Annotated in this window: 24 protein-coding genes and 3 pseudogenes; 3 read left to right on the forward strand and 24 right to left on the reverse strand. The window is 67.5% G+C overall.

Annotation, left to right across the window (positions count from 1 at the left end; translation table 11 throughout):
• Positions 1–7 precede the first annotated feature (7 nt).
• From C1746_RS20540 to C1746_RS20550, 3 genes are all read left to right on the forward strand, one after another.
• Positions 8–946 carry an ABC transporter ATP-binding protein gene (locus C1746_RS20540; protein WP_205712022.1) on the forward strand — a complete coding sequence of 313 codons (939 nt, stop codon included), beginning with the start codon at positions 8–10 and terminating at the stop codon, positions 944–946.
• On the forward strand, positions 943–2,154 hold the full coding sequence (locus C1746_RS20545) for an ABC transporter permease (protein ID WP_116716624.1): 1,212 nt from the start codon (positions 943–945) through the stop codon (positions 2,152–2,154). Before C1746_RS20540 ends, C1746_RS20545 begins: the two co-directional genes overlap by 4 nt.
• 137 nt (positions 2,155–2,291) lie before the next feature.
• On the forward strand, positions 2,292–5,813 hold the full coding sequence (locus tag C1746_RS20550) for a glycoside hydrolase family 9 protein (RefSeq protein ID WP_116716625.1): 3,522 nt from the start codon (positions 2,292–2,294) through the stop codon (positions 5,811–5,813).
• Between the two features lie 44 nt (positions 5,814–5,857).
• On the opposite strand, the gene map is transcribed toward C1746_RS20550, so the two are convergent.
• The 24 genes and pseudogenes from map to C1746_RS20670 form a co-directional block, all read right to left on the reverse strand.
• Positions 5,858–6,697 (reverse strand): type I methionyl aminopeptidase, encoded by an 840-nt coding sequence (gene map / locus C1746_RS20555; protein WP_116716626.1) that lies wholly within the window; start codon positions 6,695–6,697, stop codon positions 5,858–5,860.
• 46 nt (positions 6,698–6,743) lie between these two features.
• On the reverse strand, positions 6,744–7,319 hold the full coding sequence (locus tag C1746_RS20560) for an adenylate kinase (RefSeq protein WP_116716627.1): 576 nt from the start codon (positions 7,317–7,319) through the stop codon (positions 6,744–6,746).
• A gap of 54 nt (positions 7,320–7,373) precedes the next feature.
• Positions 7,374–8,663 (reverse strand): preprotein translocase subunit SecY, encoded by a 1,290-nt coding sequence (secY, locus tag C1746_RS20565; protein WP_116716628.1) that lies wholly within the window; start codon positions 8,661–8,663, stop codon positions 7,374–7,376.
• A 97-nt stretch (positions 8,664–8,760) separates the two neighbouring features.
• Entirely contained in the window at positions 8,761–9,207 is a 447-nt protein-coding gene (gene rplO, locus C1746_RS20570) for a 50S ribosomal protein L15 (RefSeq protein WP_116716629.1), read from the reverse strand.
• A 300-nt stretch (positions 9,208–9,507) separates the two neighbouring features.
• Positions 9,508–9,684: pseudogene (rpmD, locus tag C1746_RS23290) on the reverse strand (50S ribosomal protein L30); the annotation flags it as partial.
• 95 nt (positions 9,685–9,779) lie between these two features.
• Positions 9,780–10,409 (reverse strand): annotated as a pseudogene (gene rpsE, locus C1746_RS22870) (30S ribosomal protein S5); the annotation flags it as partial.
• 45 nt (positions 10,410–10,454) lie between these two features.
• Entirely contained in the window at positions 10,455–10,817 is a 363-nt protein-coding gene (rplR, locus tag C1746_RS20585) for a 50S ribosomal protein L18 (protein ID WP_116716632.1), read from the reverse strand.
• 5 nt (positions 10,818–10,822) lie between these two features.
• Positions 10,823–11,359, reverse strand: a complete 537-nt coding sequence (gene rplF / locus C1746_RS20590) for a 50S ribosomal protein L6 (RefSeq protein ID WP_116716633.1) — start codon at positions 11,357–11,359, stop codon at positions 10,823–10,825.
• 8 nt (positions 11,360–11,367) lie between these two features.
• Positions 11,368–11,766 (reverse strand): 30S ribosomal protein S8, encoded by a 399-nt coding sequence (rpsH, locus tag C1746_RS20595; RefSeq protein ID WP_116716634.1) that lies wholly within the window; start codon positions 11,764–11,766, stop codon positions 11,368–11,370.
• Positions 11,767–11,850: 84 nt separating this feature from the next.
• On the reverse strand, positions 11,851–12,534 hold the full coding sequence (gene rplE, locus C1746_RS20600) for a 50S ribosomal protein L5 (RefSeq protein WP_116716635.1): 684 nt from the start codon (positions 12,532–12,534) through the stop codon (positions 11,851–11,853).
• Entirely contained in the window at positions 12,534–12,854 is a 321-nt protein-coding gene (rplX, locus tag C1746_RS20605; RefSeq protein WP_116716636.1) for a 50S ribosomal protein L24, read from the reverse strand. The genes rplE and rplX overlap by 1 nt, the downstream gene beginning before the upstream one ends.
• Before the next feature lie 5 nt (positions 12,855–12,859).
• Positions 12,860–13,228: a 50S ribosomal protein L14 gene (gene rplN, locus C1746_RS20610; RefSeq protein WP_116716637.1), complete on the reverse strand. Its 369-nt coding sequence runs from the start codon at positions 13,226–13,228 to the stop codon at positions 12,860–12,862.
• A gap of 48 nt (positions 13,229–13,276) precedes the next feature.
• Positions 13,277–13,579, reverse strand: a complete 303-nt coding sequence (gene rpsQ, locus C1746_RS20615; RefSeq protein WP_116716638.1) for a 30S ribosomal protein S17 — start codon at positions 13,577–13,579, stop codon at positions 13,277–13,279.
• The gene (rpmC, locus tag C1746_RS20620; RefSeq protein ID WP_414627973.1) at positions 13,576–13,797 is read right to left on the reverse strand and encodes a 50S ribosomal protein L29; all 222 of its coding nucleotides are present in this window, start codon (positions 13,795–13,797) and stop codon (positions 13,576–13,578) included. Before rpmC ends, rpsQ begins: the two co-directional genes overlap by 4 nt.
• The gene (rplP, locus tag C1746_RS20625) at positions 13,794–14,207 is read right to left on the reverse strand and encodes a 50S ribosomal protein L16 (RefSeq protein WP_116716639.1); all 414 of its coding nucleotides are present in this window, start codon (positions 14,205–14,207) and stop codon (positions 13,794–13,796) included. Before rplP ends, rpmC begins: the two co-directional genes overlap by 4 nt.
• 71 nt (positions 14,208–14,278) lie before the next feature.
• Positions 14,279–15,282, reverse strand: a pseudogene (rpsC, locus tag C1746_RS23295) (30S ribosomal protein S3).
• A gap of 3 nt (positions 15,283–15,285) precedes the next feature.
• Positions 15,286–15,762 carry a 50S ribosomal protein L22 gene (rplV, locus tag C1746_RS20635; RefSeq protein WP_116716641.1) on the reverse strand — a complete coding sequence of 159 codons (477 nt, stop codon included), beginning with the start codon at positions 15,760–15,762 and terminating at the stop codon, positions 15,286–15,288.
• Positions 15,762–16,049 (reverse strand): 30S ribosomal protein S19, encoded by a 288-nt coding sequence (gene rpsS / locus C1746_RS20640; RefSeq protein ID WP_116716642.1) that lies wholly within the window; start codon positions 16,047–16,049, stop codon positions 15,762–15,764. Before rpsS ends, rplV begins: the two co-directional genes overlap by 1 nt.
• A gap of 16 nt (positions 16,050–16,065) precedes the next feature.
• On the reverse strand, positions 16,066–16,893 hold the full coding sequence (rplB, locus tag C1746_RS20645) for a 50S ribosomal protein L2 (protein ID WP_116716643.1): 828 nt from the start codon (positions 16,891–16,893) through the stop codon (positions 16,066–16,068).
• Between the two features lie 2 nt (positions 16,894–16,895).
• A complete protein-coding gene (gene rplW, locus C1746_RS20650) occupies positions 16,896–17,186 on the reverse strand; it encodes a 50S ribosomal protein L23 (protein ID WP_116716644.1) in 291 nt (96 codons plus the stop codon).
• Positions 17,186–17,917, reverse strand: coding sequence for a 50S ribosomal protein L4 (gene rplD / locus C1746_RS20655; RefSeq protein ID WP_116716645.1), 732 nt, complete (start codon positions 17,915–17,917; stop codon positions 17,186–17,188). The genes rplW and rplD overlap by 1 nt, the downstream gene beginning before the upstream one ends.
• The gene (rplC, locus tag C1746_RS20660) at positions 17,917–18,588 is read right to left on the reverse strand and encodes a 50S ribosomal protein L3 (RefSeq protein WP_116716646.1); all 672 of its coding nucleotides are present in this window, start codon (positions 18,586–18,588) and stop codon (positions 17,917–17,919) included. The genes rplD and rplC overlap by 1 nt, the downstream gene beginning before the upstream one ends.
• Before the next feature lie 29 nt (positions 18,589–18,617).
• The gene (rpsJ, locus tag C1746_RS20665) at positions 18,618–18,926 is read right to left on the reverse strand and encodes a 30S ribosomal protein S10 (protein ID WP_116716647.1); all 309 of its coding nucleotides are present in this window, start codon (positions 18,924–18,926) and stop codon (positions 18,618–18,620) included.
• A gap of 168 nt (positions 18,927–19,094) precedes the next feature.
• The coding region (locus tag C1746_RS20670; RefSeq protein ID WP_476702727.1) for an EF-Tu C-terminal domain-related protein at positions 19,095–19,251 on the reverse strand (157 nt) is incomplete at its 5' end.

A 19,251-nucleotide genomic window follows, 5' to 3' on the forward strand; every position in this document is an offset into this window, starting at 1 on the left:
GTCAGCTGTGCTCGAGATCGACAACCTCCACAAGCGCTACGGGGACATCACCGCCCTCGACGGGTGTTCCTTCACGGTTCGTCCCGGCCGCATGCTGGGCTTCCTGGGGCGCAATGGCGCCGGGAAGACCACCACCATGCGGGCGATCTTCGGCCTGCTCACGCCTGACTCGGGTGAGGTCCGCTGGAACGGCACGCCGGTCGGCGAGGCGGACTTGGCCCGGTTCGGATACATGCCCGAGGAACGAGGCCTGTACCCGAAGATGCGGGCAGGTGACCAGCTGGCCTACCTGGGCCGTCTGCACGGCATGACGAAGGCTCAGGCCACTGCTGCGTCGGAGATGTGGTTGACGAAGCTGGGCCTCGAGGAACGGATGGGTGACCCCGTCGAGGACCTCTCGCAGGGCAATCAGCAGCGGGTCCAGTTGGCCGCCGCGTTGATCCACGATCCGGAGCTGCTCGTGCTGGACGAGCCCTTCAACGGGCTGGACCCGCTGGGCGCCGACACGATGGCGTCGGTGCTCCGGGAGCGGTCCGCGGCCGGGACGGCCGTGGTCTTCAGCTCACACCAGTTGGAGGTGGTCGAGGAGCTCTGCGAGGACGTCGCGATCATCCACGAGGGGTCCATCCGCCGGACCGGCGAGGTGCAGGACCTGAAGGACCAGGCCCCCTACCGGCGAGTTGAGCTGGACCTGACCGGCACGCAGGCGGAGGTCCTGGGACAGCTCGACGGTGTGCTCGAGTCTTCGTTCAACGGACGCCATCACGTCCTGAAGGTCCGCGACGACATCGACATCCAGCAGTTGCTGCGGTCGGTCGACACCAGCGCCGGATCCTCGCACTTCGTCTTCACGACCCCGTCCCTGACCGACCTGTTCCGCGAGGCCGTGTCAGACGACTCCCCCGTCTCCACCACCAGTGCTGCCCCGAGCGAGGTAACCGCATGAGCTCCTTCGACATCGTCAAGCTGATCACGGTCCGCGAGCTGATCGAGCGCGGCCGGACCAAGGCCTATCTGCTCTCCGCGGGGCTCACGCTGGTGATCGTCACCGGCATCGTCGTGGTGCCGACCCTGCTCGGGGGTGGTGAGACGGTCTACGAACTGGGGTCCCTCGGTGAGGGCAACCAGGCGATCTTCGAGGTCACCGAGACCATCGCGGCCGAGAACGCGGGAGAGGACGGCTTCTCGCTGGAGGTCACGGAGTACCGCTCGCGGGACGAGGCCGTCGCCGGGCTCGAGGCCGGCGAGGTCGAGTTCGTCCTGATCGACGGGTCGGAGGTGCTGCGTGAGGGCAGCACCGGCTTCGGCGGCTCGGACGCCCAGGACGACGTGCAGCGTGCAGCAGCCATCGTGGAGTTGGAGGGGGATCTGGCCGGCAGCTCCGCCGATCCAGCCACCGTCGCCGGCGCCCTGTCCGGTCAGCCGCTGCCGGTCAGCTCCCTGATCGGTGAGTCCAACGCCGACGAGGAGGCGGCCCGCAGCCTCATCGCCTACGTCGGCATGTTCCTGCTGTACATGGCGATCCTGCTGTACGGCAACTGGACCCTGCAGGGCATCGCGGAGGAGAAGGCCAGCCGGATCGTCGAGGTCCTGCTCGCCGCGGTGAAGCCGTGGCACCTGCTGACCGGCAAGGTGCTCGGGATCGGGCTGCTCGGGTTGGCGCAGTTCGCGTTGACCGTCGGCTGGGGTCTGTTGCTGCTCCGGGTGACCGACTCGCTCCCGTTGCCCGCCATCCCGGTCGACTCGGCGGTCGCGCTGCTCGTCTGGTTCGTCCTCGGCTACGCCGTCTACTCGGTGCTGTACGCGATGGTCGGCTCGCTGGTCAGCCGCATGGAGGACGCCCAGTCGGTGTCGTTCCCCATCACGATGGTGGTGATCGTCGGGTTCATCGTGTCACTGAACGTCCTCGATTCCCCGTCGGGGCTGGTGGCCCAGATCACCACGTTCGTCCCCTTCATCTCGCCGTTCGTCGTTCCTGTCCGGGTGGCGTTCTCGGAGATCACGGCGATCGAGTACGCCGGTTCGATTCTCGTGACCCTGCTGACCGTGGGGCTGCTCATCCGACTTGCTGCCCGGGTCTACGCCGGTGGACTGCTGAGCTTCAGCAACCGGGTGAGCTTCAAGAAGGCGTTCTCCACCGTCGAGGGCCGCTGACGAATCCCCCGGGACGTAAACCCCCGGGGGATTGACAAGTCCCTCGGGGTGGGGGATGCTCCGTCGCACAAGGTCTTGAGAGCGCTCTCAACATCGCTCCGGCCTTGCGAGCCCATCGCCGAACGGAGGAGCCTTCCGTGTCCCCTCGTCCCCTCATCGCCACCTACCGGACCGCCGTCGCGCTGCTCGCCCTGGTGCTGCTCGTCGCCGTCATGCCACAACCGGCTGCCGAGGCCCAGCCGGTGAATCAGATCACCAACGGCGGGTTCGACGACGGCCTGAACGGGTGGGAGGCCTTCCCTGCGCCGTTCATCGACGCCGACGGGTTCGGCTGCATCGACGTTGCGGCAGGAGCTGGCGCCTACGCGACGCTGATCGGACAGAACGTCGCCATGGAGGCCGGTGAGACCTACGAGCTGAACTTCACGGCCAAGCTGGCGGGCGGCGGCGTTCCGGACGCGATCCGGACGGTCGTCCAACTGAACGTCGACCCGTTCACCCAGTACCTGCCCGAGCAGGCCATCGCGGGGCAGCTCAGCACCACTCCACAGGCGTTCTCCTTCACCTTCACCGCAGCCGAGGACCAGGACCCCGTCCTGGCGGCTATCGTCCAGCAGCCGCAGGACAACGTCGAGGCCTACGTGGTCTGCGTCGACGACGTCGAGCTGCTCGGTGGTGCGGAGCCGATCGCCTACCAGCCCGAGACCGGCCCGCGTGTCCGGGTCAACCAGGTGGGCTACTTCGCCGAGGGGCCGAAGAACGCGACCGTCGTGACCGATGCCAGCGGGCCGATCGCCTGGGAGCTGGCTGGCGCGGACGACGAGGTCGTCGCCTCCGGCCAGACCACGCCGGAGGGGACGGACCCGACTGCCGGACTGGCCGTGCACACCATCGACTTCTCCGACGTCTCCGAGACCGGCGAGGGGTTCACGCTGACCGCCGACGGCGAGACCAGCCACCCCTTCGCGATCGGTGTTGCCGACGTGTACGACCAACTCCGCACCGACGCGCTCGACTACTACTACCCAACGCGCAGCGGCATCGAGATCACCGACACCGATGAGCTGGCGCCAACCGACATCGGCGGGGACTCCTACAGCCGCGCCGCCGGTCACCTCGGCTCGGCACTCCCTGATGGTGATCCCGACCGGGACCCCGCAGCGCGCCCCTCCAGCGAGACGGCGAACACGGGCGACTACGACGTGGGCTGCCAGTCGATCGACAACCAGACCCAGGGCGGGCAGCCGGTCTACGACGAGGGGTTCTGGACCTGCCCGGATGCGTACCGACTGGACGTCATCGGCGGCTGGTACGACGCAGGCGACCACGGCAAGTACGTCGTCAACGGCGGCATCTCCGTCGCCCAGGTCCTCAGCATCCACGAGCGGACGCTGACGGCCGACACGGAGGCGGATGCCCTGGCTGATGGAACGCTGGCCATTCCAGAGCAGGACAACGGCGTGCCGGATGTCCTGGATGAGGCGCGCTGGCAACTGGAGTTCCTACTGCGGATGCAGGTGCCGGCCGGCACCCCCGACTTCATGGTGGGCGATCAGGCCGTGGACCTGTCCGGGCTGGTCCACCACAAGGTGCACGATGAGGGCTGGACGGGGCTGCCGCTGGCACCCGTCGACGACCCGCAGGTCCGCTCGCTGCACCGGCCCTCGACCGCAGCCACGTTGAACCTGGCAGCGGCTGCCGCGCAGGGCGCGCGACTGTTCGAGCCCTACGACCCCGACTTCGCAGCCGAGCTGCTCGCAGCCGCCGAGACGGCCTGGGCGGCCGCCAACCGCGTGCCGGATCTCTACGCCACGGCCGCGGACGGCCAGGACGGGGGTGGTCCCTACGACGATGACGACGTCACCGATGAGTTCTACTGGGCAGCGGCTGAGCTGTACCTGACCACCGGCGCGTCGGCGTACCTGACTGCGGTCGAGGAGAGCCCGTTCCACCTGAACGGTGCCGAGGACCCGTTCGTGTCGGGCGGGTTCGCCTGGGGTGACGTCGCTGCTCTGGCACGGATGGATCTGGCGACCGTCGACAGCGACATCCCTGACCACGACGAGATCGTCGAGTCCGTGGTCATGGCGGCCGGCGCCTACGCGGACGACCAGGCGGCCCAGCCGTTCGGCCAGGCCTACCCGGGTGATGAGGACGGGGACTTCGTGTGGGGCTCCAACAGCGCGGTGCTCAACACCCAGATCGTGATGGCGACCGGCTTCGATCTGAGCGGTGACGAGCAACTGCGAGCAGCTGTGGCCGAGAGCATGGACTACCTGCTGGGCCGCAACGCGCTGGGGTGGTCGTACCTGACGGGGTACGGGGCCGAGGGTTTCACGTCGGTCAACCAGCACTCGCGGTGGTGGGCCGATCAGCTGGTCGGCAGCTCGCCGAACCCACCGCCCGGTGTCATCTCCGGTGGCCCCAACTCCACCTCGGAGACCTGGGATCCGGTGATCTCCTCGCTCTACCCGGCCGCAGACTGCCCGCCGCAGCAGTGCTACGTGGACGACATCCAGTCGTGGTCGACCAACGAGCTGACCATCAACTGGAACGCCCCGATGGCCTGGATCGCGTCCTTCCTGGCTGATCAGGACGAACTGGAGCCCACTGCCGGTCCAGATGGATCGGGCGGAGAGGACGCGGTGGAGGTCATCCGCATCGAGCCGGGCGACGGAACCAACCACGCGGAGCTGTCCGTGGCCTTCTCGATGTTGACCGACTCCGGTACCGACACGTGGACGGACACCGACACCGAGACGGACTCCACCCCTCTGCGGGTCGGCGCGGGCCCCGACGGTGACGGTTCGGACGTCGATGAGGTGCTGCTGGCCTCGGCCGAGGTGTTCGCCGACGCGCTGGCGTCGGGCCCCCTGCAGGGAGACAGTCCCCTGCTGCTCACCGACCCCGACGAGCTCCCCGACGTCGTCCTCGCCGAGCTGAACCGCCTGGGCCCGGCGACCGTACGGATCCTCGGTGGCGTCGACGCCGTGTCGGCCGACGTCCAGGCCGCGGTCGAGGCTGCCGGCTTTGCGGTCGAGCGGTCTGCCGGTCCAACCCGGCTGGAGACGGCGGTTGCGGTCGCTGCCGAGGTCGGCGACGACGAGGTCGACCCGCTGATCACCAGGGCCTACGCCGGAACGACTGATGCCACCCAGGCGTTCGCCGACGCGCTGGCCGCCGGCGGGTGGGCGGCGGCTGACGCTGCTCCCGTGCTGCTGACCGAGTCCGACCGCCTCTCGACCACAACTGCAGATGCTCTCGAGGATGCTGCGGACACGGTCTTGATCGGCGGCACCGACGCCCTCACCGCAGCGGTCGCCGACGAGGTCGAGGCGGTCACGGGCGCCGCTCCCGGGCGCGTCGCCGGCGCAACGCGCTTCGACACGGCGGCAGCGGTGTCGATCGCTCGGGGCTTCGAGACCCGCGCACCGACGACCATCATCCTCATCGAGGGTCAGACGGACACGGGCTGGGCGGCTGGCTTCGTGGCCGCCAGATCAGCTGCCCTGTTCGACGCCCCGATCGTGCTGGCCAACGGAGACACCTTGCCGGATGCAACGGAGCAGGTGCTGGCCGGCGCTGCCGATCGGGAGATCACGGTGATCTGCGCGGCCTCCGAGGCCGCCTGTGACGCGGCGGTGGATCTCCTGGACTAGGCCCCGTTGGCCTCGGTTCGTGAACCTGCGGACCCTGACGTGGCCTACACCGCAGCCAGGGCCACCGGGATCTTCGAGGGCTCCTGCAGCGGGTGGGCGGTCTCGTCGCTGCGCGCTGTCAGGACCCATGGGCCGTCCGGGGTGATGGCGACGGTGTGCTCCCAGTGCGCGGAGAGGCCGCCGTCAGCGGTCACCACGGTCCACTCGTCCTCGAGGGTCACGGTGTCCTCGGTGCCGAGGTTGAACATGGGCTCCACGGCCAGGACCAGACCGGCAGCCATCTTCGGGCCCCGTCCGGCTCGTCCGTGGTTGGGGACCTGCGGGTCCTCGTGCAGCGAGCGGCCGACCCCGTGGCCCACGTACTCCTGCACGATGCCGTAGCCGAACCGCTCCCCCACCCGCTGGACGGCGCTCGAGATGTCGCCGATGCGGCGCTTGACCTTCGCCTCGACCAGACCCGCCCACAGCCCCTCGCGGGTCACGCGGACGAGTTCGGCGACCTCAGGCGGGACCGCGTCCTCCCCGCCGACCATCCAGGTGCAGGCCGAGTCGGAGTAGTACCCCTCGAGCACACACCCGGCGTCCACCTTGAACAGATCCCCCTCCTCGAGGATCCGCTCCCGTGAGGGGATCCCGTGGACGATCTCGTCGTTCACCGAGGCGCACAGGGTTCCCGGGAACGGGATCCGCGAGCCGTCCCCGCCGTAGCCGAGGAAGGCGGGCACGGCGTTCTGGGCCCGGATGTAGTCCTCGGCCAGACGGTCCAGCTCGCCCGTCGACACGCCCGGCTTGACCGCTTCGGCCACGAGTTCGTGCATGTCGGCGATGATCTTGCCCGACCGGGCCATGATCTCGAGCTCGGCGGGGGACTTCCGGATGATCATGCGACCAGGCTAGCCCGGCCCCTGCTGGACGCGTTCGGTGACCCGACTACTCGTCGGCCGCCTCCCTGCAGGCGGCCAGCACTCGCTCCCGGACCTCCTCGATGGTCCCGACGGCGTCGATGTCCACCAGCAGGCCGATGCCGGCGTAGTGCGGGATGAGGTCGGTGGTCTGATCGCGGTACTCACGCATGCGGCGCTCGAACACCTCGGCGGAGTCGTCGTCCCGGCCCTCCTCCTCCTGGCGCTTGGCGATGCGGGACTCGAGCTCCTCGAGGTCCACCTTGAAGTGCAGGACCGCGTCGATCGAGGCGTCCAGCATCGCAACCATCCCGGCCAGGGTGAAGGCCTGACCGACCGTGCGGGGATACCCGTCGAGCAGGAACCCCGTCTCGGCATCATCCTGCCGCAGACGATCGGCGACCATGCGGTTCACGAGCTCGTCAGGCACCAACTCCCCCCGCGACATGTACCCCTGGGCCTCCTTGCCGAGCGGCGTCTCGCCAGCCACGTTGGCGCGGAAGATGTCGCCGGTCGAGATGTGGGGGATCCCGAACGTCGCCGAGATCGCCTCCGACTGGGTGCCCTTTCCGGCTCCGGGTGGGCCCAGGAGGATGAGTCGCACGTCGTCGTTCCCTTCGTGATGGCGTCTGGGAAGTCGAGAGTCTAGCCCGCGGCCCTACTGGCGGATGAAGCCCTCGTAGTGCCGTTGCATCAACTGGCTCTCCAACTGCTTCATGGTCTCGAGGCCCACGCCGACGACGATCAGCAGCGTTGCCCCGCCCAGCGGGAACTGGATGTTCCCCACACTCAGCACCACCAGCGGCAGCACGGCCAACGCGCCCAGGTAGATCGACCCCGGCAGGGTGATCCGGGTGAGGATCCGGTCCAGGTACTCGGCGGTCGGCCGCCCCGGCCGGATGCCCGGGATGAACCCGCCGAACTTCTTCATGTTGTCCGCCACGTCGATCGGGTTGAACGTGATGGCGGTGTAGAAGTAGGCGAAGAAGATCGTCATCGCCAGGTAGGTCAGGATGTAGACGGGGTGCGCCCCCGTCGAGAAGTAGGTGTTGATGAACTGGGTGACCCGGTCGTTGTCGATGATCGACCCGGCCAGCGATGGCAGGTAGAGCAAGGAGCTTGCGAAGATGATCGGAATCACACCAGCCTGGTTGACCTTCAGCGGGATGTAGGTCTGCTGGCCGCCGTACTGGCGGCGCCCCACCTGGCGCTTGGCGTACTGGACGGGTATTCGCCGCTGCCCCTGCTCGACGTAGACCACGCCGACGATCAGGATCAACCCGACGACCAGGAACACGGCGAACAGCACCTGGTTCTGCTGGTAGATCGCGGTGAACTGGCCGGGCAGCGCGGCGATGATCGCCGCGAAGATGATCAGCGACATGCCGTTGCCGATGCCGCGCTGCGTGATCAGCTCACCCAGCCACATGATGAACGCCGTACCCGCGGTGAGGGTCAGGATCATGAGGGCCCGGATCGGCAACCCGTCGTTCGGGATCAGCCCCGTGGTGGGGATCTGACCACCGAACAGTTGGCCGGACTCGATGAGCACGATCAGCCCGGTCGACTGGAGCACCGCGAGCACGACGGTGACGTAGCGGGTGATCTGGGTGATCTTGGCCGTGCCGGTGGCGCCTTCCTTCTGCCACTCCTCGAGCTTCGGGATGACCACGGCCAGCAACTGCATGATGATGCTGGCGGTGATGTAGGGCATGATGCCCAGCGCGAAGACGGCGAGCTGGGTGAGGGCACCGCCGCTGAAAAGGTTGAGCAGCTGGGCGACACCGCCAGCTTCGGCCTGCTCGAGGATGTTCTGCAGGACCCCGTAGTCGATCCCGGGGATCGGGACCACGGAGCCCAGCCGGTACACGGCGATGATCCCGAGCGTGAACAGGATCTTGCCCCGGAGGTCGGGGATCTTGAAGGCATTCGCGAACGCGCGGAACATGCAGGGCTCCTAGCCGGGGGCGTCGGGTGTGCTCATCCGGGCTGCCGGAGGCGCACACCGTCCCATGCTGACACGGTTGATGACGACGTGAGGCGCCTTATGCGCCAACCGTCTGCACCGAACCGCCAGCCTCGGTGATCTTGGCTTCGGCCGACTTCGAGAACGAGTTCGCCGTCACGGTCAGCGCGATGGTGATCTCGCCGTCGCCGAGGATCTTCACCGGGGTGGTGGCCGACCGGATCAGGCCGGCCTCCGCCATCAGCTCCGGGGTGACCTCATCGCCGGCGTCGAAGACCTCCTCGAGGGCGGAGACGTTCACGGCGGTGTGCTCGACGCGGTTGCGCGAGTTGAACCCGGGCAGCTTCGGCAGCCGTCGCTGCAGCGGCATCTGGCCACCCTCGAAGCCGAGCGGCACGTTCTTGCGTGCGCCCGTCCCCTTGGTCCCGCGGCCGGCGGTCTTGCCCTTGCCTGCCGCCTCACCACGACCCTTGCGGGTCTTGCGCTTGGTCGAGCCCGGTGCGGGCTTCAGTTCGTTGAGCTTCATGAGGTGCTACTCCTCCTCGCCGGCTTCGAAGGGCTCGGCGGGTGTGAGGTCGGGGTCGACGTCGTCGGGATCCAACTCGTTGCCCGTCGGCGCCTTCACGACCATGTCGTCAGGGATCGCCTGACGCGGGTTCTGGACCACGTCGCTCGGGTTGTCGACGCCCTCGCCGATCAGGTCCTGCTCCTCGAGCAGTTCCTCGGCTGCGGCGGACGCGCCGCCCTCGTCGCCCACGACGCCGGGCTCACCGGCGTCGGCGGGGGTCAGGGCACGGCTGGCTGTTGGTGCGACTGTGGTGTCGTCGTCGACCTCGGCGACCGCAACCAGGTGGTTCACGGTGGCGACCATGCCGCGGAACTCCGGCCGGTCGGGCACGACGACGGTGTGACGGATGCGACGAAGCCCGAGCGTGGCCAGCGTCGCCAGCTGGTTGCGCTTGGCGCCGTTGGCGGACTTGACCTGGGTGACTTGCAGAGCCATCAGCCTTCACCTGCCCCGGTGCCCGCAACCACGGTCGGAACGCCGTCGGGCGTCCCGGCACCGCTGCTGGCGTCGGTGTCGTCGTCGCGCTCCTGCGCGGCTGCTGCCGTGACGTAGGACGGCTTCTTGCCCGTCAGGTTCTCGAACATCTTCGGCGGCATGAAGTCCTCCATCTCCAGGTCGCGCATCTTGGCGACGTCCTGGGGACGCTTGAGGGACTGCAGGCCGGCCACGGTCGCGTGGACCACGTTGATCGCGTTCGGCGTGCCGAGGGACTTGGCCAACACGTCGGTGATGCCAGCTGCCTCGAGCACAGCGCGCACCGGGCCCCCGGCGATGACGCCGGTACCGGGTGCGGCCGGCTTCAGCACGACACGACCGGCGCCGTGGATGCCGAGGACCTCGTGGGTGATGGTCTTCTGGATCATCGGGACGGCGAAGAGGTTCTTCTTGCCGATCTCGACACCCTTCTGGATGGCGGCAGGCACTTCCTTGGCCTTGCCGTAGCCAACACCGACGTTGCCCTTGCCGTCACCGACCACGACGAGCGCCGTGAAGGAGAACCGGCGGCCACCCTTGACCACCTTGGCGACGCGGTTGATGGCGACGACCTTCTCCTCGTAGGGGCTGCGGTCCTGATCGCGTCCACCGCGACCGCCGCGACCGCCACGACCGCGGCCGCCGTCGCGGCCACCGCGTGGGTTGTTTGGGGGGTTGTAAGCCATAACGTGTCAGTCCTTTTGGGAGTGTCGCGCCGCTGGGCGGCGCGTCTAGAAGTCCAGCCCGGCCTCGCGGGCGGCATCGGCGAGGGCCTGGACCCGGCCCTGATAGCGGTTCCCGCCGCGGTCGAACACGACCTGCGAGACGCCGGCTTCCTTGGCGCGTTCGGCAACCAGTTGGCCGACCGCCTTGGCCGCGCCGACCTTGCCGTCACCGTCGGGAGCGAACGACCCCTCGGCGGAGGAGGCGGAGGCCAGCGTGGTGCCGGCGCGGTCGTCGATGACCTGGGCGTAGATGTGGGTGTTGGAGCGGTAGACGGCCAGGCGAGGACGGCTCGCGTCACCGGCCACGCGCTTGCGCAGGCGGTAGTGACGGCGGTTTCGTCCGCTCCGGCGTGCATCAGTCTTTGCCATGATTCCTACCCTGCCGCCTTTCCAGCCTTACGAAGGATCTGTTCGTCGGCGTACTTGACGCCCTTGCCCTTGTAGGGCTCCGGCGGCCGCAGCTTGCGGATGTTGGCGGCCACCTGGCCGACCTGCTGCTTGTTGGCACCGGACACCACGACCTGGTTCTGCGACGGCACGCTGAACTCGATGCCGTCGATCGCGTCGATGATGACGTCGTGGCTGAAGCCGAGTTGCAGCTTCAGGCCCTTGCCCTGCATGGCAGCGCGGTACCCGACGCCGACGATGTCGAGGGTCTTCGAGTAGCCCTCGGTGACCCCGGTCACCATGTTGGCGATCAGGCTGCGGTACAGACCGTGGAGGGCACGGGCGTCCCGCTCCTCATCAGGCCGGGTGACGACGACCTGGCCAGATTCGACCGCGATGTTGACGCGGTCGTGGCTTGCCTGGGTCAGCGTGCCCTTAGGACCCTTCACGGTGATCGTGTCGCCCGCGAGCGACACATCGACACCGCTGGGGATCTCGACTGGTTCTTTTCCGATACGACTCATGGTGGTTCCTACCAGACGTAGGCCAGGACCTCACCGCCGACGCCAGCCTTGCGGGCGTCACGGTCGGTCACCAGCCCCTTCGAGGTGGAGACGATGGCGATGCCCAGGCCGCCGAGCACGCGGGGCAGGTTGTCGGACTTGGCGTACACCCGCAGGCCCGGCTTGGAGATGCGGCGGATCCCGGTGAGGACGCGATCGCGCTCCTTGGTGTACTTCAGCGCCAGGCGCAAGGTGGCCTGGGGGGTGGTCGGCTCGACGACGAAGTCGCGGATGTAGCCCTCTTGCTTGAGGATCTCGGCGATCGACGCCTTCAGCTTGCTCGACGGCATCTCGATCAGTTCCGTGTGCGTCATGTTCGCGTTACGGATCCTGGTCAACATGTCGGCGACCGGGTCGGTCATGCTCATGTCGGGTGCTTCTCCTTGGGATTAGCGGGACCTGCCCGCCACTGCCCAGTCGTGGTTTGGTGTGGAGTTCGGGGAAGGGGCGCTCTAGCTGACGTCGGCGGTTGCGGCGACGAGTCGCTGCATGGCCTCGGGAGCAGGGGCGCCTTCGGGCCGGCGGAAGGGGAAGCCGAACGCCTCCAGCAGCGCACGGCCGTGCTCGTCGTTGGTGGCTGTGGTCACGAACGTGATGTCCATGCCGCGGATGGCATCGATGGAGTCGTAGTCGATCTCGGGGAAGATCAGCTGCTCGGTGATGCCGAGGGTGTAGTTGCCGCCGCCGTCCAGCTTCTCCGGCAGTCCGCGGAAGTCGCGGATGCGGGGGATGGCCAAGGTCAGCAGGCGGTCGAGGAAGTCCCACATGCGCTCGTTGCGCAGGGTGACCCGGGCACCGACGGGCATGCCCTCCCGCAGCTTGAACGTGGCGATGGACTTCTTGGCGCGCCGGATCTGCGGCTTCTGGCCGGTGATGGTGGCCAGATCGGTCATGACCTTCTCGACGACCTTGGAGTCACCGACGGCCTCGCCGACGCCCACGTTCACGACGATCTTGGTCAGTCGTGGGACGTCCATCACGTTGTCGATGGACAGCTGGTCCTTCAGCTCGTCGCGGAGGACATCGTTGTACAGCGCCTTCAGGCGCGGCCGGTACTGGACCGTCTCGCCGTCGGCGGTGGTCTCCGTGGTGGTCTTGATCTCGGTCACGTCGTCGGTCTGTGAATCTTCGGCCATCAGCTGAACTCCGAATCGCACTTGCGGCAGAACCGCATCTTCTCGCCGTCGACGAAGCGGACGCCGACCCGGGTCGGCTCGTCGCACTTCGGACAGACCGGCATGACGTTCGAGAGGTGCACGGGCACCTCCACGTGCTCGATGCCACCCTCGCGAGCACCTCGCGAGGTCATGGAGATCTGGCGGTGACGCGTCGCGATGTTGACGCCCTCGACCATGACCTTGTCGGCCTTGGGGTAGACGTTGACGACGCGGCCGGTCTTGCCCTTGTCCTTGCCGCTGATGACGACGACCTGGTCGTCCTTCTTCACACGCTGCATGAGCGTTAGATCACCTCCGGCGCCAAGGACACGATCCGCATGAACCGGTTGTCGCGAAGCTCGCGACCGACCGGCCCGAAGATGCGTGTCCCGCGCGGGTTGTTGTTGGCGTCGATGAGGACGCAGGCGTTGTCGTCGAAGCGGATGTAGCTGCCGTCCTTGCGACGACGCTCCTTGCGGGTCCGGACCACGACGGCCTTCACCACGTCCCCCTTCTTGACACCTGCCTGGGGAATGGCGTGCTTGACGGTGCAGACGATCACGTCGCCGACACCGGCGTACCGACGACCGGAGCCGCCGAGCACGCGGATGCACAGCACTTCACGTGCGCCGGAGTTGTCGGCGACACGGAGGCGTGATTCCTGTTGGATCATCGGACTTCAACTTTCCTGTGGTCTTTGGGTGGGCGCGTGCCCCGTGGGCTACTTCGCGCGTTCGAGGATGGTGTCCAGCCGGAAGTACTTGTTCTTCGACAGCGGCCGGGTCTCGACGATCCGGACGCGGTCGCCCACGCCGGCGTCGTTGTTCTCGTCGTGCGCCTTGTAGCGCTTCGACTTGGTCACCGTCTTGTGGTACCTCGGGTGCTTCACGCGCCGCTCGACCTGGACGACGACGGTCTTGTCCATCTTGTCGGACACGACGATGCCGTCACGGATCTTCCGGGCGCCCCGTTCCGACCCGTCGGTCATCGACCCCGGCTCGGTGGTGGTGTCTTCGTTGCTCATGCGTCTTCCTCACTTGCGGCGCGCAGTTCACGCTCGCGCTGCACCGTCATGACGCGGGCGATGTCGCGGCGAGTCATCTTGAGGCGCTTGTAGTTGTCCAGCTGTCCGGTGGCCAGTTCGAACCGAAGGTTGAACAGGTCGGACTTGTACTCCTCGAGCTTCTCGTCGAGCTCGCTGTCGGACAGTTCGCGGAGTTCTTCTGCAATCACGGTTCTCACCCTCCATCCCGGACGACGAAGCGCCACTTGACGGGCAGCTTGTTGCCGGCCAGTCGGATCGCCTCACGGGCGATCTCCTCATCGACACCGGAGATCTCGAACATGACCCGGCCGGGCTTGACCACGGCGACCCAGCCCTCGGGAGCACCCTTGCCGGAGCCCATGCGGGTCTCGGCGGGCTTCTTGGTGTAGGCCTTGTGGGGGAAGATGTTGATCCACACCTTTCCGCCACGCTTCATGTATCGCGTCATGGCGATTCGGGCGGCTTCGATCTGGCGTGCAGTGACCCATCCGGCCGAGAGGGCCTGGATGCCGTAGTCGCCGAACGTGACGTCGGATCCACCCTTGGCCAGGCCGCGCTTGCGGCCGCGGTGCGGCTTGCGGTACTTGACTCGCTTCGGGGAAAGCATCTGCGTCCTCTCAGTCCTCGTCCAGGGCGTCGGACCACTCGTCGGTGCTGGCGGTGTCGACCGCCTTGCCCTCACCGGAGTGGTCGACGGCGCCTTCGGTGGTCGGCGGTGTCGTCCCCTCGAGCGGTGCGTCGGCCGTCGCCTGCTGCGGCATCGGAGCCGGCGTGGCCGCCTCCTCGTTCTCGGGGCCGGCCTGGGGGACGTCGGCGAACGACTGGTCCGTCGGCAGCTCGATCGTCGGTGGCGTCGTCGGATCGGGACCGGCCGGCGTGGTGCCGTCGGGGGCCTGCTCCTCGGCTGCGGCCATCTGCTGGGCGACCTGGGCCGAGACCTGCTCGGCAGCCGCCTGCTGGGCTGCGGCCTGGGCGGCGCGGGCCTCGGCCTCGATGCGCTCACGCTCACGACGAGCGCGGGCGCGGGCCAGGCGCTCTTCGCGGTCCTCGCCCTGCGGCAGGACCAGACCGGTGTAGATCCAGACCTTGACGCCGATGCGGCCGTAGGTCGTCCGGGCCTCGTCGAAGCCGTAATCGATGTTGGCACGGAGCGTGTGCAGCGGGACCTGACCTTCGCGGTACCACTCGGTCCGGCTCATCTCCGAGCCACCGAGGCGACCCGAGCACTGGACCCGGACGCCCTTGGCACCGGCCTTCATGGCGTTCTGGGTTGCGCGCTTCATGGCTCGGCGGAAGGACACGCGGCCCTTCAGCTGCTCGGCGACGTTGTGGGCGGTCACCTGTGCGTCGAGCTCGGCGTTCTTGACCTCGTTGATGTTCAACTTGATCTGCTTGCCGGTCAGCTTCTGCAGCTCCTCGCGGATCGCGTCGGCCTCGGTGCCGCGACGACCGATGACGATGCCCGGTCGTGCGGCGCGCACGTCGACGGTCACCCGATCGCGGGTGCGCTCGATGTCCACGCGGCTGATGCCGGCGTGGCGGACCCGCTCCTTGATGTAGATGCGGATCTTGTGGTCTTCCTCCACGTAGGCCGCGTAGTCCTTCTTCGAGGCATACCACTTGGACTTGTGGTCCTTGATGATGCCCAGGCGGAAGCCGTAGGGGTGGATCTTCTGGCCCATGGGTTAGCTCTCCTCCGTCGCCGCGGTGACGGGAGTCGATGGTTCGTCGTCGGCGTTGTCTGCGGAGGGGTCAGCAGTGACGTCGGCGGCGCTGTCGGATGTGGTCATGTCAGTGGTGGTGACATCACGCGGCGGCAGGCCGACGGTGATGGTGATGTGGCAGGTGCGCTTGCGGATGCGGTAGGCACGACCCATCGCGCGAGGCTGGAACCGCTTGAGGGTCGGCCCCTCGTCGACCTTGCACTCGAGGACGAAGAGGTCGTCGGCGTCGAGGTCCTGGTTGTTCTCGGCGTTGGCGATCGCGGAGTTCAGCGTCTTGAGCACCGGCGTCGCGGCGTTCTTCTCGGTGAACTCGAGGCGGCGCTGGGCTGCCTCGACGCTCATGCCGCGCAGGCCGGTGGCCACCTGGCGCGCCTTGTACGGGGACACCCGGACGTGCCGCGACACGGCACGTGCTTGGTCGGGGGATGAGATGCGCATTATCGCTTGCCCTTTGTGGCTTGCTTCTCACCAGCCCCACGCCACTTGATGGCGCGGGTCGGGGCGAACTCGCCGAGCTTGTGCCCGACCATGGATTCGCTGATGAAGACGGGGACGTGCTTCTGGCCGTCGTGGACGGCGATGGTGTGACCCACCATGTCCGGAGAGATCTCCGAGCGGCGGGACCAGGTCTTGATGACCCGCTTCTGACCGGCCTCATTCAGCTTCTCCACCTTGCGAGCAAGGTGGTGGTCGGTGAAGGGGCCTTTGCGAAGGCTGCGTGGCATGGGTGTTCCTTCTCCCCTAGCGGCGACGCTTGCCGCGACGACGGAGGATCATCTTGTCGGAGGCCTGGGGCTTGCGGGTCTTGCCCTCGGGCTTGCCCTTGTGGTTGGTGGGGTGGCGTCCACCGGAGGTCCGGCCCTCGCCACCACCGTGGGGGTGGTCGACGGGGTTCATGACGACACCGCGGACGCTGGGGCGCTTGCCCTTCCAGCGGCTGCGACCGGCCTTGCCGACCTCGATGAGGTCGTGCTCGGCATTGCCGACCTGGCCGATGGTGGCGCGGCAGTCGTTGCGGACCAGCCGGATCTCGCCGGAGGGAAGGCGCAGGGCTGCGGTCTCGCCCTCCTTGGCGAGCAGCTGGACGCTGACGCCGGCCGAGCGACCCAGCTTGGCACCGCCACCAGGCCGCATCTCGACGGCGTGGATGGAGGTACCGACCGGGATGTTGACCAGCGGCAGGGCGTTGCCGGGCCGGATGTCGGCTTCGGGACCGGACTCGACCAGGTCACCGACCTGGAGGTTGCGGGGCGCCAGGATGTAGCGCTTCTCGCCGTCCAGGTAGTGGAGCCGGGCGATGCGAGCGGACCGGTTGGGGTCGTACTCGATCTCGGCGACCTTGGCCGGTACGCCGTCCTTGTTCCGGCGGAAGTCGATGACGCGGTACTTCTGCTTGTGGCCACCACCGCGGTGGCGGGTGGTGATGCGCCCGTGAACGTTCCGGCCGGCCTGCTTCGGCTTGGGTCCGGTGAGGGACTTCAGCGGCTTGTCGGTGGTGACCGTGTCGAAGTCGGACACGCTCATGCCACGCCGGGCCGGCGTCGTTGGCTTGTAGCGGCGAACGCCCATACTTACAGCCCTCCTGCGAAGATGTCGATTTCCTCGCCGTCGGCGAGGGTGACGATGGCGCGCTTGGTGTCCTTGCGCTGGCCCATCGTGAGTCCGAAGCGCTTCGCCTTGCCCTTGCGGACCATGGTGTTCACGTTGCGGACCTTGACGCCGAAGATCTCCTCGACGGCCTTCTTGATCTCGGTCTTGTTGGACGAGGGGTGGACCACGAAGGTGTACTTGCCCTCGTCCATCAGGCCGTAGCTCTTCTCGCTGACGACCGGGGCGATGATGACGTCTCGTGCGAACCGCATCAGGCTTCAGCTCCTTCGCTGGTGTCGGTGTCGGCGCTGGTGTCGGTGTCGGCGCTGGTGTCGGTGTCGGTGTCGGCGGTCGAGGTGCTCTCGACGGTGTCCGCGCGCCGGCCGGTGCCGATCAGTTCGATCGCGTCGGACTCGATGACGACGACATCACTGGCCAACACGTCGTAGGTGTTCAGCTGGTCGACGGTGAGCATGTGGACGGTCTGGAGGTTGCGGAAGCTCTTGATGACGTTGGCGTCGAACCGCGCCAGGACCAGCAGCACCTTTCGGTCGCTGAGGTCGAGGTCGGCCAGCAACCTGACGGCGGTGGCGGTCTTGGGCTCGTCGAACGAGAACCCGTCGATGACCCGCAGGTCACCGGAGGCCGTCCGGTCCGAGAGCGCTGATCGAAGGGCCAGCCGCTTCAGCTTCTTGTTGACCCGCTTGGTGTAGTTCTGCTCGCCGGAGGGACCGTGGGCCACCCCACCACCAGCCCACTGGACCGCGCGGATCGAGCCCTGCCGGGCACGACCGGTGCCCTTCTGGCGCCATGGCTTGCGGCCACCACCGCGGACCTCTCCTCGGCTCTTGACCTTGGAGGTGCCACGCCGGCCGGCAGCGAGCTGCGCGGTGACGACCTGGTGCATGACGGCGACGTTCGGCTCGATGCCGAAGAGGTCATCGCTCAGGTCGACGGTTCCGGACGTGGAACCGGTGCTGTCGTATACGTCAACGCTTGGCATCAGGCGTCAGCTCCTTCACGGATCACGGCGCTGTCCGGCTTCTTCGCGGCGTTCTGGACCAGGACCATCGAGCCGTTGGACCCGGGGACGGCACCGCGGATCAGCAGCAGGTTGCGCTCGGCGTCCACGCCGGCCAACAGCAGGCTCTGCACGGTGACACGGGCATTGCCGTGTCGACCGGCCATCCGCATGCCGGGGAAGACGCGGGCGGGGGTGGCGCAGGCGCCGATGGCACCGGGAGCACGGTGGACCTTGTGCACCCCGTGGCCGGCACCGAGGCCGGAGAAGCCGTGCCGCTTCATGACACCGGTGAAGCCCTTGCCCTTGCTCTTGCCGGTCACATCGACGTACTCGCCGGTGGAGAACTGCGAGACGGTGACGATGTCGCCGGGCTCGTGCTCCCCCGCAAGCGTGACCTCCATCAGCCGCCGGGTCGGTTCGACGCCGGCCTTGGCGAAGTGCCCGGCCAGCGGCTTGTTCACCTTCTTGGTGGCGCCGAAGCCCAGCTGGACAGCTGCGTAGCCGTCCCGGTCGGGTGTGCGAACCTGCACGACGGGGCAGGGACCGGCCTTCACGACGGTGACGGGGACAACGCGTCCGTCGTCGTCGAAGACCTGGGTCATCCCCAACTTCGTGCCAAGGATCGCCTTGGTGCTGTTTGCGTGACTCATTGGAAGTCTCGTCCTTCAGGTGAGATCGCTTAGAGCTTGATCTCGATGTCGACACCAGCGGGCAGGTCCAGCCGCATGAGGCTGTCCACCGTCTTCTGGGTCGGCTCGTGGATGTCGATCAGCCGCTTGTGGGTGCGCATCTCGAAGTGCTCGCGGCTGTCCTTGTACTTGTGCGGGCTCTTGATGACGCAGATCACGTTCTTCTCGGTCGGCAACGGCACCGGGCCCGTGATGCGGGCACCCGTGCGCTCGACCGTGTCGACGATCTTGCGCGCCGACCGGTCGATGACCTCGTGGTCATACGCCTTGAGGCGAATCCTGATCTTCTGTTCAGCCATTTCCTACTTCTCTCTTCAAGCCCGGTTCGGTCTTCGTGTGCGGTCTAGCGAAGAGGTTGTCGTGGCGGAGGGAGGGGGCGGTGGTGCTCAAGGCGCGGAAGCTCAAAAGCCCTTGCTGGAGCGCCGAGTGCCACCGACCCCGACCGGAGCCACGACAACCGAAACCAACTACTCGAGGATCTTGGTGACCCGGCCGGCCCCAACGGTGCGGCCACCCTCACGGATGGCAAACCGCTGACCCTCATCCAACGCGATGGGCTGGATCAACTCCACCGTCATCTCGGTGTTATCACCCGGCATCACCATCTCAGTGCCACCCGGCAAC

The organism is Euzebya tangerina, assembly GCF_003074135.1.
GTDB lineage: Bacteria > Actinomycetota > Nitriliruptoria > Euzebyales > Euzebyaceae > Euzebya > Euzebya tangerina.